At 39.7% G+C, this 13,664-nt stretch carries 11 protein-coding genes and 1 pseudogene; 11 read left to right on the top strand and 1 reads right to left on the bottom strand.

What is annotated here, in order from left to right; genetic code table 11:
* Positions 1-1,131: pseudogene (locus tag BP861_RS13265) on the top strand (hypothetical protein); the annotation flags it as partial.
* 385 nt (positions 1,132-1,516) lie between these two features.
* Here the strand turns inward: BP861_RS13265 and BP861_RS13260 are convergent.
* A complete protein-coding gene (locus tag BP861_RS13260; RefSeq protein ID WP_292376291.1) occupies positions 1,517-2,752 on the bottom strand; it encodes a DUF4062 domain-containing protein in 1,236 nt (411 codons plus the stop codon).
* A gap of 296 nt (positions 2,753-3,048) precedes the next feature.
* Here BP861_RS13260 and BP861_RS13255 point away from each other — a divergent pair, with 296 nt between their 5' ends.
* From BP861_RS13255 to BP861_RS13210, 10 genes are all read left to right on the top strand, one after another.
* Positions 3,049-4,269, top strand: coding sequence for an ATP-grasp domain-containing protein (locus BP861_RS13255; RefSeq protein WP_292376289.1), 1,221 nt, complete (start codon positions 3,049-3,051; stop codon positions 4,267-4,269).
* 102 nt (positions 4,270-4,371) lie between these two features.
* Entirely contained in the window at positions 4,372-5,400 is a 1,029-nt protein-coding gene (locus tag BP861_RS13250; RefSeq protein WP_394339181.1) for an ATP-binding cassette domain-containing protein, read from the top strand.
* A 3-nt stretch (positions 5,401-5,403) separates the two neighbouring features.
* Positions 5,404-6,240, top strand: a complete 837-nt coding sequence (locus BP861_RS13245) for an ABC transporter permease (protein WP_292376287.1) — start codon at positions 5,404-5,406, stop codon at positions 6,238-6,240.
* Positions 6,241-6,298: 58 nt separating this feature from the next.
* Positions 6,299-6,559, top strand: coding sequence for a UBP-type zinc finger domain-containing protein (locus tag BP861_RS13240; RefSeq protein WP_292376286.1), 261 nt, complete (start codon positions 6,299-6,301; stop codon positions 6,557-6,559).
* Between the two features lie 272 nt (positions 6,560-6,831).
* Positions 6,832-7,542, top strand: a complete 711-nt coding sequence (locus BP861_RS13235) for an SDR family NAD(P)-dependent oxidoreductase (RefSeq protein ID WP_292376284.1) — start codon at positions 6,832-6,834, stop codon at positions 7,540-7,542.
* 210 nt (positions 7,543-7,752) lie between these two features.
* Complete coding sequence (locus BP861_RS13230; RefSeq protein ID WP_292376305.1) at positions 7,753-8,463, top strand: SDR family NAD(P)-dependent oxidoreductase; 711 nt, start codon at positions 7,753-7,755, stop codon at positions 8,461-8,463.
* A gap of 48 nt (positions 8,464-8,511) precedes the next feature.
* Positions 8,512-9,180 carry a phosphoribosyltransferase gene (locus tag BP861_RS13225; RefSeq protein WP_292376282.1) on the top strand — a complete coding sequence of 223 codons (669 nt, stop codon included), beginning with the start codon at positions 8,512-8,514 and terminating at the stop codon, positions 9,178-9,180.
* 753 nt (positions 9,181-9,933) lie between these two features.
* A complete protein-coding gene (locus BP861_RS13220) occupies positions 9,934-10,962 on the top strand; it encodes an inorganic phosphate transporter (RefSeq protein ID WP_292376280.1) in 1,029 nt (342 codons plus the stop codon).
* Entirely contained in the window at positions 10,959-11,648 is a 690-nt protein-coding gene (locus BP861_RS13215; RefSeq protein WP_292376278.1) for a TIGR00153 family protein, read from the top strand. The genes BP861_RS13220 and BP861_RS13215 overlap by 4 nt, the downstream gene beginning before the upstream one ends.
* Before the next feature lie 409 nt (positions 11,649-12,057).
* Positions 12,058-13,557 (top strand): alpha/beta hydrolase family protein, encoded by a 1,500-nt coding sequence (locus BP861_RS13210; protein WP_292376276.1) that lies wholly within the window; start codon positions 12,058-12,060, stop codon positions 13,555-13,557.
* The last annotated feature ends 107 nt before the right edge of the window (positions 13,558-13,664 follow it).

Raw genomic sequence — 13,664 nt, 5'->3', positions numbered from 1 at the left:
CACTCAAATTACGGAATTCTCCTCCAAAAAATAGGGCGTCTTGAGCAAGCAGAGGAACAGTACAGAATCGCAATAAATTTAGACCCCAAAATGCCAAATAGCCACGGTGCTTATGGTTTACTTCTATTTTCCCAGAATTTAGAAGAGGAAGCTATTAAGGAAATAGGAATAGCATCTCGCTTGTTCAGAGAAAATGGAGATGCCGTTAAGGAACATCTTTCTTTCGCTTGGCTTTATGAAAATTTTACAAATAAATATTATAATTTAAAAGATTATAAAAAGAGTGGAGAATATGCTGAAATCTCGGGGGATGAATACATTGAAGCAGGCAAACAGGCAGGAGAGAGCTTCAAGAACACTTCTTTAACTAAAGGCTATACGCTTAAAGGAAGAGCTAAAATTCGGAAGCTTGAATTTAAAACTCCTTTTTACAAAGATATAATTAAGAGAATCTGGAATAAGGAATCTTACAATATTGAAAGATTTATGAAAATTGTTGATTGTATAATGGATGCATCCAGATGCTATGAAAAAGCAGCCAAAGCATCTCCAAAAGATAATCAGTTGTGTAATGCCTGCTCGATTTCAATGTCATGTCTTTCGGAAATGCTTGACTATATGCTTGCAGTTATAAAGCAGAAAGAAACACCTCAGTTTGAAGATAAATTGAAAAATTGGAATGAAAAACTAGCAATTGCCAAAAGTGCTTATAAAGAGCACAGTAAAGGAGAACTCTTTATTGAGTCTCTTTATAAATTAATGGGATGCATACAAAATCTGGACAAATACAAAAAGCATGGAACAAGAGAATATGGAAGAGCTTTTGAGGAGTGTCGCAAAGAATTAATTGAAATAGTAAATAATATCGAAGGCCCGCTTCAGAAAATTATTGAAGATTCAGCGAGACAAATGGATCTCTGTCGGCTCAAAATAATACCTTATGCAGGTACTGAGACTGGATATATACCTCAATCCAGCAAATTATCTGAATTTTTGAATTGGATTTTAGATCCAAAAAGGATTACAGTAGGAGTAGCTGGACTAATTCTTTCAGTTATTGTTGACCATTACAATGAATATCTTTTTTCCTTGATCAAAAGATTTGTAACCATGCTTGTAGATAAAATATGATCCATTATAACTTATTTTAAGAAATGAATTAGTTTGACTGGCTCAGATTTCTTTTTTACCTGTAATAAAATATTCCACAACAAATATTACTAACCTCTTATCATCTGGCTTCAGGTTCCAAGTTGAAAGAATAAGAAAGGTTAGAAAAAATGTTAATCCTCGACCACCCCTACATCTCTGAATTTTTAAAAAGTACTGCTGCGGAATTACAGATTCCTGTTTTAAAAAATGAAATAGCAGCCGGATTGAAAACAGAAATTAGATAAAACAGAATAGAAACCTGGGTTTCGGAAAAAATATAAATAAATTGCAATAGTTGGGCAGTTTTTAGATTAATAAAAGAAGGATTTCATTCCCGCAGCAGGCTGCGGGTATTTAATTGATCTCAATTAAAATAGAAGGGATGTTTGGGAATTTTTTCTCCAACACATACTATGTCATAAAAATCATCTTCTTCGATATTGAGTCCCTTTCCAACTTCATTTCTGTAGTTGAATGGCAAGAAATCGCGGAGGACCTTTCTATTTTTTTTGTCCAGAATTGTTTCATTGTCATCGATATTTTCTTTACTTATACAGAATAAAGGACATAACACAATATCAGTATGTGACCCAAGTTCGCCAGTTACGAATTTAATTGCCTGACTCGCCGTTCTTCCAGTTTCAATTTTGTAGTCAATTAAAAGTAGCGTGATTTTTTTTCTTCCGGCTTCAGATTTTAATGCCTGCAGCATTTGTCTGTTAACCTCATTATTAAACATGTTTTCTTGACCGTCTCTGACTCCCCACAAAGACAGTACTTTAGTTCTAGGAAAAAGCCCATGGGCCACGAGAGAGCCTGTAAAAAGCCCATTCAGGCTTCCATGTGAGATGCACAGGACTGCATTCGGGTTGAAATGCAGGTCAGTAACAGGACCCTTTAAAACATTTCTTATTTTTATTGCATTTTCCTGCCAGGTTCTCCAGACGCCATATGAATTACTGTCATTACAATCATTTAGTTCCATGCAGGGCGGTTTATTCAAATGGGATCTATACGCCATCATTTTTTGTTCATGCTGCTCTTGAAGATGTTCCGCAAATAAGCCTGCCCATTGCTCTTTTAGCCATTTAGAGATATCTTCAAACTTATTGAATTCCTTTATTGGATTATTTCGTGTTTGAGAATTAATTTCATCAAGCAATTTAAAAACATTTATACTATCAACATATACATAATTAATTTTTGCCGGGTTATCCAGGTTCTTCTTGTAATAAGTCCTGTATTCGGAATATACATTTTTCTCAACGAAAATAAAGATAGGAATGTCTTTGTCCCTGGCTGTTTGATATTCCTTCATCGTAACTGACTTATACATCTGGCAAATTTCGTCAGCATTTTCCTTTCGAGATTCAGAAGAAGGACTTCCATAACGCCCACCTATTATTAAAATAAGCATATGACAGCTGGTAATTTCTGAATAACAGGATTCGTCAAGTGGTCTATTATGATTGTAAGGAATCTTCCCTTTATCAGAAAGAACTGCTTCATATCCTATATTTTCAATAAAACTGTCAAGGTTATCCCTGATCTGTTTTAAATCGTAATAGGTGGAACTTACAAAAATCCTTAGTTTTACCATTTATATCCCTTTCGATATTTTGATGGGAGTTTATATTTTTTGAAGGAGAGCACATGCTTTAAATATATACTTTCCTAAAAATATACGATTTTTAAGAATAATTGAACAATAAGGTGCAAAGTTTTTATTATATACATAAAAAGCTGACAATCGATAGGAAATGCATATTGGCTTATGATACTAGAAACGCTTTGAGACCACATGATGATTTTTTAAAATTCCATAAAAATTATTACTAACCTATTTTATTATCTGGCTTCAGGTTCCAAGTTGAAAGAATAAGAAAGGTTAGAAAAATGATGATCCTTGACCATCCCTACGTCTCCGAATTTTTAAAAAACACTGCTGCGGAATTGCAGATTCCTGTTTTAAAAAACGAAATAGCAGTCGGACTGAAGACTGAAAAAAGGCTAAACCTTCTTGAAGAAGCTGAATTTATCGAATTCATAAAAGAAAAGGGCGAATGTACTCTTTATTTAAACTCCGAGAATTCTATTGGCTGGATTTCTGAAAATCTCAGCTTTACAGAGCTACCTGAGAAAATCGAGCTTTTCAAGAACAAAGTGAAGTTTAGGGAGCTACTGGAAAGGCTTTATCCTGAATTATATTTCAAAGGTGTTGAATTTGAAAAACTGGATGAAATCCGAGTTGAGGAAATCGAAAAACCGTTTATTATAAAGCCTGCCGTGGGATTTTTCAGTCTAGGAGTGCATAAAGTTTCCACTGACGCGGAATGGGATTCAGCTCTGAATTCCATAAAGGCTGAGGTTAAGGAGATCCGGGAGCTTTATCCGGCGCAGGTTCTGGATGTGGAGAATTTCATTATCGAAGGAAATATTGAAGGGAATGAGTTTGCGGTTGATGCTTATTTCAATCGCGAAGGAAAACCGGTAGTCCTCAATATCTTCAAACATATCTTTTCCTCGGAAAACGATGTCAGTGACAGAGTATATTTTACTTCAAAAACTGTTATAGAAACCTACAGGGAAGCTGTCGAGGACCTTTTAAAGGAGATTGGAAAACTTGCCGAGCTCAGGAATTTTCCACTTCATCTGGAACTGAGGATAGGAGAGGACAGGCGAATCCAGCCGATCGAACTGAACCCCATGCGATTTGCCGGTTGGTGCACGACCGATATTGCATATTTTGCATATGGGATTAACACTTACAGGTATTTTCTCGAACAGCTTGAGCCGGATTGGGATAAAATTCTTGCAGACAAAGAGGGAAAGAGCTTCTGTCTTGTTATGCTTAACAAACCGGCAGATCTCGATTTGAAGGAAGTAAAGGCTTTTGATTATGAGAAACTGCTTTCAGACTTCGAAAAGCCCTTGGAACTCAGGAAAGTCAATCATGAAAAATACGGCTTTTTCGGGTACATGTTTACCGAAACTACAGAGAGCAACTGGCAAGAAATTGAAAGAATTCTAAAATCGGATCTGAGGGAATATATCAATTTCAAAGAAATAGTTTCTATATCCGATAATCAAAGACTCTGTCCCGGTACTCAAAAATAATCCATATTGGTTCAGAAGGATTGAGATTTCAGACTGACTTTACTTTTTTAATTTATTTTTTGAGGAATATGAAATTGCCATCAGCAAAAAATCTATTTATGACTGAAGGTTCAATCTTCCCTATGGGAAAAGTCAAATGGGGTACTGGCTCTGGAAGACAATATCATAGAGGTAAATGGCCTTGAATATTTTTTCGGTGAGATAAAAGCAGTTGATAACATCAGTTTTACGGTAAGAAGAGGGGAGATCTTCTCTTTTTTGGGACCGAACGGAGCTGGGAAGAGTACTGTAATTAATATTCTTACTACCCTCCTGCCTATGCAGAAGGGAAGAGTAATTATTGCAGGTCATGATTTGAGAACAGAACCTGAAAAAGTGAGGGAATCGATAGGGATTGTTTTTCAGGAATTGACTCTTGATAGAGACATGACTGTAAGGGAAATTCTGGAATACCACGGAAGACTCTATTCAATGCCAAAAGCTCAAAGACAGGCGCGTATTGACGAATTACTCAACCTGGTCGAGCTTGAAGCAAAAAGGGATGTCCTGACAAGATATCTGAGCGGCGGAATGAAGCGCAGGCTTGAGATTGCAAGGGGGCTCATGACCCGCCCTAAAGTACTTTTCATGGACGAGCCTACAATCGGACTTGATCCGCAAACAAGAATAAGAATCTGGGATTACTTGCGGGACATCAACCGGCAAGGAACAACCATTTTCCTGACAACCCATTATATGGATGAAGCCGACCAGCTAAGCGACTATATAAGTATTGTAGATCACGGACAGATAATTGCCACAGGCAAGCCCTGGGAGCTAAAAAATGCGCTTGGCCAGGACCTTATATATCTGGAAACAAGCGATAATCAGGGAGCTTCCAATTTGTTAACTAAATTGGATACTGTAAAAGGAGTTCGGGAAAAACCAAAAGGAATAGTTGTCATGGTCAATGTAGACGGTACCTACCTGCTGCCTGAGATAATGGAGAAACTTCGGAACGGAGGAATTAAGATCAGGGCCGTAAACCTCAAAAAACCATCAATGGATGACGTTTTTGTCCACTATACAGGAAGAGAGCTCAGGGATACAGGAACCGAAAAAACTGTAGTGGTGAAACCAGGAGGGCGTTAAGAGATGCATAAAGGCTTTCTTACTATATACTGGCGAGATATGTTGAGGTTCTTACGGTTCCGAACTCTCCTGTTTACCTCCCTTGTCCAACCTGCACTCTGGCTGGCTTTCTTTGGAGTAGCAATGTCAAATAATTTTGATAGGCTGACTGCAACAATGCCGACTATTCCCGGGGTAAGAGCTGTGGGCTACTTGACTTTTATAGGTGCAGGAGTTATTGCCATGACCACGCTTTTCACAAGTCTCTTTGGAGGTACAGTACTGCTCTTTGATAAAAACTGGGGACTTATGCGGGAGACCCTTTCAAGCCCTCTGCCAAGAATTCATATAATTGTAGGGATAGGGCTTTCAGCTATGACAAAGTCCTTTATCCAGGCCACTGTTATAATGGTTTTTGGGCTTTTACTTGGAGTCCAGTTTTTTGAAGGCTACACAGTTACACAGGTTCTGGTCTCACTCTTTTGTATCATGCTTTTTATAGGAGCATTTTCTCTAGGTTTTCTTTTTCTTTCAGCTGCAATAGCAATAACAATGGAAAGCCCAGAAGGAATGCAAGCCGTAATAACCCTGCTTACCATGCCTTTCTTTTTCACAAGCAATGCACTTTATCCTGCGAACTCTTTTCCCCCTGTGCTTCGGGCTCTGTCCACAGTCAATCCGCTAACGCATCTTGTCAGCGGAATCAGGTACTTTGCAATAGGGAGCGATTTTTCGTCAATCGGGCTTCGTTATACTTACACGCAGGGAGAGGTTATTGTTTCCTTTCTGGCTCTTCTAGCTTTTGCGACAATAATGTTTCTTATTGCAAGGTGGAGGTTTACCAAGGTTACAGTTACATGATTTCAATCGGGATCATGTTTAAGGGGTATAAAGATTAAGGTAGAAGTGGGGAAATATTATGGTCTGTACACACAAGGATATGATAAAAGTAAAAGACGTGGAGCCGGGTTCAAAAGGATGCGAGGAATGCCTGAAAAGCGGAGACAGATGGGTACACCTGAGAATCTGTCTAACCTGTGGGCATGTGGGCTGCTGCGATCAGTCAAAAAACAGGCACGCAACAAAGCACTATGGAGAGACCGGACACCCGATAATTCAATCTTTCCAGCCAGGGGAAGACTGGAAATACTGTTATATTGACCGTCAGTATCTTGAATAAACGGTTGGCAGCCAGCAGCGTTGAGAACGCTAAAGGCTCGCCTCATTTAAAGAACCTCTTTTCAGAAACTTAATTTCAAAAAATATATCCCTTTTTTTATCCTTTTATTTTTTATTAAATAAAAGTCCTTAGATAAAAATAGACCAATAAAAAGAACGAAGCAAATAAATGAAAGATAAATCAGTCAAAGGGAAAACACAAATAAAGGGAAAATAGGCGGATAAAAGAAAACTAAGTGAGAATACGGAAATAAAAAGATAAAAGGGGTAGCAATGAGTTTAGCAGGTCAAACAGCTCTTGTAACTGGGGGAAGCAAAGGGATAGGAAGAGCTATCTGCCTTTCTCTAGCAAAAGAGGGAGCAAACGTCATCATTGCAGCAAGGAATGATAGTGAAATCAAAGATACAATAGATAAATTAAAAGCAATGGGGAGTAAAGTCCTAGCTATCAAGACTGACGTGCAGAGTGAAGAGGACGTCAGACGCCTGATCTCAACTATAATTGATAAATGCGGCAAGCTTGACATTCTTATCAACAATGCGGGGGTTGCCTACAAAAAGAAGCTGGAAGAGACCACCCTTGAAGAATACGATAAAATCATGGATACCAACTTAAGAGGAGTCTTTCTCTGTATGAAGTATGCAATTCCATACCTCAGAGAAAGTAAAAATGGAAAAATAATCAACATATCCTCAGTAGGAGGATTACACGGACTTTCGGATTTTTCCGTCTACTGCGCCTCAAAGTTCGGGGTAAACGGCATAACGGAATCCGTTGCCGCCGAGCTGGAAGGAGAAATAAAAGTCTACGCAGTCTGTCCGGGAGCTGTGGATACAGATATGTACAGGTCGATCTATTCAAGCAGACCACCACTCAAACCCGAGCATATCGCGGAAAAGGTTCTGGAACTTGCCTCACCGGATTCAAGAGTTACATCTGGTAAGATAATCGAGATACAGGCTCCTCCAATACCTCAGCTTTAATGGTTGAAAACAAGGGGAGACATCCGGTAATTCTGACAGACTCACAGTATCTTATATATTTTGCAAGATTTTATTAGCATCCTTTTGTCGGAATTACCCTCTTCCTTTTTAAGAGAAAAACTGCTCCTGATAGCAGTTAAGAACTATTGCTTCCAAAGATATATCCTTGTCCTGCCCGATAATTAATAAAGTGACTGTAAAGTGACAGCTATGAAACTGAAGGGTCAGACAGCCATTGTAACCGGTGGGGGAAGAGGAATTGGCAGGGCTATCTGCCTGTCACTGGCAGAAGAGGGAGCCAATGTTGTAATTGTCGCAAGGACTGAAAGAGAAATGCGAGAAGCTGCCAGACTAGTAGAAAAGCAAGGTGGAAGGGCTCTTGCAGTAAAGACTGACATCAGAAAAGAAGAGGAGGTCATTGATATGGTTTCAAAGACAATGAACGCCTTTGGAAGAATTGACATCCTTGTAAACAATGCAGGAGCAGCATACAGAAAATATCTTGTGGAAACTTCAACCAAAGAATATAACGAAATTATGGACACAAACGTAAAAGGAATGTTCTTCTGCACAAAGTATGCCCTTCCCCATTTACTTAAAAGGGGGGAAGGCAGGATAGTGAATATATCCTCGGGAGCAGGAAAGCACGGGATACCAAAATTATCAATATACTGCGCCTCAAAATTTGCGGTAATCGGTTTTACAGAGTCTCTTGCTTACGAAGTAGGAGGTGGGATTCAGGTTTATGCAGTCTGCCCTGCAGGCGTGGATACCGGTATGTACCACTCGCTTTTTTCAGATGAGCCTGTTCTCAAGCCCGAAGACGTTGCAAGAAAAGTTTTGGAGCTTTGTCTGCCTGAAACGCCTCTTCCTTCAGGCTCTTCAGTTGAGATTTACAGGCGGCCTATGAGGATAGTTTGACTTTGACACTTGTACAGAAAGGAGTATACTTAAGTTGAAGGTGAATCTATGTTCAGAAACCGTAAAGATGCAGGGGAAAAACTTGCAAAAGCTCTTGAGAAATACAGAGCAGAAAATCCTGTTATTCTTGCAATTCCACGCGGTGGAGTGGAAGTTGGCCTACAGGTTGCAGGGAAACTTAATACTGATTTTTCTCTTATTATCGCAAGGAAGTTGCCTTTCCCTAACAACCCAGAGGCCGGATTTGGAGCAATAGCCGAGGACGGGAGCGCGTTTATTTTAGAAAATGCACATTACTGGCTTCCAGAGGAAACCATTGAGAGGATCAAACAACAGCAGATCGCCGAAATAGAAAGACGCATAAAAGCTCTAAGAGGAGGAAATCCCCTTCCAGAGCTTGCAGAAAGAACCGTAATTCTTATCGATGACGGCATTGCGATGGGTTCTACAATGCGGGCAGCCATTGAACTTTGCAAAAACAGGAAAGCCGGAAAAATTGTGGTTGCAGTGCCTGTAGCAGGAAGAGAGGTTGCAGAAGAGCTTCAGAAAAAGGTAGATGAGCTCGTGGTGCTTGAGACTCCTGCCTATTTCAGGGCTGTCGCTCAGGCTTACGAAAGATGGTACGATGTTTCGGATGAAGAAGTGCTCGACCTGCTCAAAGAGAATATAAGAAATAAAGAACCGAAAGATCATGAATTTCATGAGCTCGGAGTCTGAAAAAATTCTCTGTTATTCCTATTAAATACCTTTTAATAATTATTAAATAACCAGCTAAATAAACCGAAAAACAAATGAAGAGAACTAATCCTAAAACTGAACCCTTCGGCAGTTAGCATTTTTTAGAATATCTTGCCACTTTCCCAAAAAGAAAATCTACAGCAGATTTTAAACCCTTTGTTAAAATCTATTTGAAAGATCTATTTTTAAATTTTTTTCCAAAAATTCCATTTTCGGAATTTCTATTAAAGGACTTCCTTGAAAGGCCTCTTTATGAAAACCAGATCGCAGGAATAAACCTAGAAGAGTAAAAACAGATGATAGAGAAGTTTTTCAAAGATGTTCTCCAGGTTTCACATCCTTCTTGCCTTTAAAACTCCCTTTTAAAATTTAAATAGATTTTCGAAAAGGCATATCTGAATAAAAACTTTACGTTATTTAGAATAAGGGAAAAGCTTTGTTCTCTTAGAATTTGTCTTTTTTGTCTTCATATTGAAGATTTGAATTCCTAACCTTGAAGTAAAGAACACAAATATACCAAAAATAGACGTATATAGATCTATAGATTATATAGAGTGCTCTAAAATATATGGAAAATATAAAATATAATGAAATGGTCTGAAATACCATACAGGCTCGAGATTCTGAAAAATATTCAGTAACTGCATAAAGATTAATTATTAAAATTTAAAAAAAGTAAATGTTATAACAATTATATCAAGTTTGAAGTTTAAGATTTTTGGAGCGGAAAAAATGGATTTACTTGTCATAGCACTTATTTTAGCGGGCCTTTACATGGCCTGGAATATAGGAGCAAACGATCTCGCAAATGCTATGGGCACTTCGGTTGGAACAGGTGCCTTAACACTTAAGCAGGTAATTATTATTGCGGCAGTTTTTGAGTTTTTGGGTGCAGTGCTTTTTGGAGAAAGGGTCACTACGACAATAGCAAAAGGAATTGTTCCCATTGATATGATCAGTATTGTCCAACCAGACATTGTGGTTTTGGGTATGCTGGCTGCAATTCTTGCAGCTGGCTTCTGGGTAACCCTTGCGACCTTTTATAACCTCCCCGTTTCAACCAGCCATTCTATCGTTGGTTCAGTACTTGGCTTTGGGCTGATTGCAGCCCATAACGGAATTATCTCTTTTTCAGATATTCACTGGGGGGAACTTACGAGAATTATTGCCAGTTGGTTTATATCTCCGGCTCTTGGGGCTGTTCTTGCTTATCTTACTTTTTCTGTGATAAGGAAACTGTTTCTTCATAGAGCTAAGGATCTTCCACTTGTTGAGAAAAAATTCATATCCTTACAGCTCATAACTGCCTGTTACATGGCATTTGCACATGGGTCAAACGATGTGGCAAATGCTGTAGGTCCTCTCACTGCTGCTCTCAAGGTCATGGGTGTACTAGGAGTTGAAGTCCCTGTATGGATACTTGTAATGGGAGGCCTTGGTATGGTAATAGGAATGGCCACCTGGGGTTATAAAGTGGTTGAAACCATCGGCTCGAAGATCACGGAACTTACACCGACACGTGGCTTTTCCGCAGAGTTTGCAACAGCATCAGTGGTTTTGTTTCACAGCTTTAGCTCCCTTCCGATTTCGACTACACATACGCTTGTCGGTTCGGTCATAGGGGTTGGGCTTGCAGGCGGAATTGCAGCCGTTGACCTGCGCGTGATCTGGAAGATTATTTCTTCCTGGGTAGCAACAGTTCCTATAGCTGCTCTTACATCGGCATTAATCTTTGTAGGATTTGAGGTGATTTTCTTATGAAAGACTACATCCGTTCTGTCCTTGACGTGGTCGCTGAATCTCCCTTTGTGCCTCTGGAAGCACACGCAAAAAAGGGAGTGCTGGCAGTTGAAAAGCTGGCTGAAGCAATGGAAGCCTACTGCGCAGGAAACCAGGCCATCCTCGAGGAGAGGACAGGTGAGATTGACAAACTGGAACATGAGGCTGATAAACTTAAACAGAAGATAAGGGCAGGCATTCCCTCAACAGTAAGACTGCCCGTGAACAAAAAAGACCTCCTTTCCTTCCTTAAGCAGCAGGACTCTATTGCCGATTATGCCCAGGCTGCTGCCTACTGGATGACCCTGAGGCCATGTAGGACTATTCCTGAGGAAATCAAAGAAGGCTTTCTGGAACTGATGAACACCTCCCTGAAGACAGCAAGACTGTACAATGAACTCGCAGGCGAGCTTTACAAGCTTCTTGCGACTTCTTTCAGCAAGGAGCAAATCAAGGAAACAATGACCATTATCCCTGAAGTCGAAAAACTGGAACATGATGTGGATGTGCTTGAAACCGCCCTTCTAAAAAAGATCTTCGAAAACGAGGATGCTATAGGAGGCTCAGGCGTCTGTCACTTGATAGGGCTTGTGGAAAGAGTAGGAGGTATCGCTGATAAGTCCGCAAGCGCTGCTGACCGGCTCAGAACTATGATTCTCAGAAGGTAAATTTTCACATTCCTTCTTTTTAATATAAGTTCTTTTTTGACTATTTAACTAACTTTTCTCGAAGAAATTTTCCTTTTTGACCTTTACCGGCTGAGAATTATAATTCTCATATTATAGGTTTTCAGAAGATAAGTTTTCATTTCTCTTTTAAATATACCTTCTCCTTCCGACTTTAGACGAGGAAGGAATAATCCATCATCTCATTGAGAGCACAACCGGCGAAGATATCAGATTAGCTACTCTTTTCAGTGATTGAATTGGCTGGGGTTCTAATAGCTGAGATTTTGTCTGATCTGAGACTATGCCTGTGTAAAAAAGTTGATAAATTATAGGACCAAATATTTAAAAATAAATTTTGGGAGAATGAATATAAAAATTCAAATAAAAGATATAAAAGAAAGGAATTATTATGAAACGTAAATTTATAATTTGTGTTGTCTTATCGAGCATTATCATCGTAAGCCTTGGATGTGTTTCACAGTCAGATGGGTCACAGAAAGAGAGTTCACAACTAAACGATACAAATAACACGAATACTGAAGATCTCAAAGATATTGAAGGCATCTGGATGGGAAATTTAACAGTTCCAGGTGGGTTGGAGTTAAGGATTGTGTTCAACATTTCTACTAACTCTGATGGGTCTATCAATGCCAGTATGGATAGCCCTGATCAGGGAGTAAGCGGTATACCTGTTGAGAGTGTTAGTTATAAAAACGGTAACTTGAACCTTGGAGTAAAGTCCATACCGGGAAGTTTTGAAGGGATATACAAGGAGAATAACAAAACCATAGAGGGAGAATGGAAGCAGTCAGGATCAGCGTTTCCACTTGTGCTTGAAAAGGTCGAGAAAGCTCCTGAAATGCACCGAGAGCAGGACCCTGTAAAGCCTTATCCGTATACCGAAGAAGAAGTTGTTTATGAAAATAAAGAAGCAGGAGTAAAGCTGGCAGGAACGTTAACTCTTCCGAGGTCAGAGGGGCCTTTCCCGGCAGTCATACTCATAACGGGTTCAGGCCAGCAAAATCGTAATGAGGAAATTGCGGGTCATCGCCCGTTCCTTGTACTTTCGGACTATCTGACACGCCAGGGAATTGCGGTGCTTCGGGTCGATGATCGAGGTATTGGAGGTTCGACAGGGAATGTTTCACAGGCTACAACTGAGGACTTTGCTGGAGATGTACTCACAGGAGTTGAATACCTCAAAAATCGCAAAGAGATCGATCCAAGTCGAATCGGACTGATCGGACACAGCGAAGGAGGGCTGATTGCCCCTATGGTAGCAGTAAAATCTCAGGATATCGCATTCATTGTACTCATGGCTGGTCAGGGAATTACCGGGGAAGAAATTTCATACCTCCAGAGTGACCTTATTTACAGGGCAGAAGGTGTAGATAATGAAACTATAGCCAGGAATGATGTGCTTCTGAAAAGTATGTACTCTGTGATAAAAGAGAAACAAAATGAAACCATAGCCGCAGAAAAACTTCACAAATTTATGGTGAATGAGGTAGAAAACATGAGCGAAGAGGAGAAAAAGAATTCAGGTTACTCTGAAGATGACCTTGACGTTCAGATTAATGCTCAGGTCCAGAATCTGCTCTCGCCCTGGATGCGCTTTTTCCTGACATACGACCCCGCCCCTACCTTGATGAAGGTAAAGTGCCCGGTCCTTGCAATAAACGGCGAAAAAGACCTTCAGGTTCCGCCTAAAGAAAACCTCAGAACCATAGATGAAGCTCTCAAAGCAGGTGGCAATAAAGACTACACAGTTAAAGAACTGCCAGGCCTCAACCATTTATTCCAGACCGCTAAAACCGGGTCTCCCTCAGAGTACGCAAAAATAGAAGAAACGATTTCTCCGGCTGCTCTGGAGATTATAGGAAACTGGATTTCGGAACATATACAGTAAAAACCGAAGTACAGGATTTAGAAAGTACGAGAGTGAGGGGAAAATAAGATTACTGTAAAATGTACAGATATGCATTTCATTGTAACTTCTTCTCCTTTTACTATGTC

Origin of the sequence: Methanosarcina sp. UBA411, from assembly GCF_002495725.1 — an archaeon.
Lineage (GTDB): Archaea > Halobacteriota > Methanosarcinia > Methanosarcinales > Methanosarcinaceae > Methanosarcina.
Note: the sequence above shows the minus strand (reverse complement) of the source record. Positions and strands in the feature narration are given on the sequence as shown.

Bases quoted from the DNA above. Each gene is read 5' to 3' on its own strand.
- BP861_RS13235 (WP_292376284.1), top strand. From the start codon at position 6,832: ATGAGTTTAGCAGGTCAAACAGCTCTTGTAACTGGGGGAAGCAAAGGG.
- BP861_RS13210 (WP_292376276.1), top strand. From the start codon at position 12,058: ATGAAACGTAAATTTATAATTTGTGTTGTCTTATCGAGCATTATCATC.
- BP861_RS13225 (WP_292376282.1), top strand. From the start codon at position 8,512: ATGTTCAGAAACCGTAAAGATGCAGGGGAAAAACTTGCAAAAGCTCTT.
- BP861_RS13240 (WP_292376286.1), top strand. From the start codon at position 6,299: ATGGTCTGTACACACAAGGATATGATAAAAGTAAAAGACGTGGAGCCG.
- BP861_RS13255 (WP_292376289.1), top strand. From the start codon at position 3,049: ATGATGATCCTTGACCATCCCTACGTCTCCGAATTTTTAAAAAACACT.
- BP861_RS13245 (WP_292376287.1), top strand. From the start codon at position 5,404: ATGCATAAAGGCTTTCTTACTATATACTGGCGAGATATGTTGAGGTTC.
- BP861_RS13230 (WP_292376305.1), top strand. From the start codon at position 7,753: ATGAAACTGAAGGGTCAGACAGCCATTGTAACCGGTGGGGGAAGAGGA.
- BP861_RS13215 (WP_292376278.1), top strand. From the start codon at position 10,959: ATGAAAGACTACATCCGTTCTGTCCTTGACGTGGTCGCTGAATCTCCC.
- BP861_RS13260 (WP_292376291.1), bottom strand. From the start codon at position 2,752: ATGGTAAAACTAAGGATTTTTGTAAGTTCCACCTATTACGATTTAAAA.
- BP861_RS13220 (WP_292376280.1), top strand. From the start codon at position 9,934: ATGGATTTACTTGTCATAGCACTTATTTTAGCGGGCCTTTACATGGCC.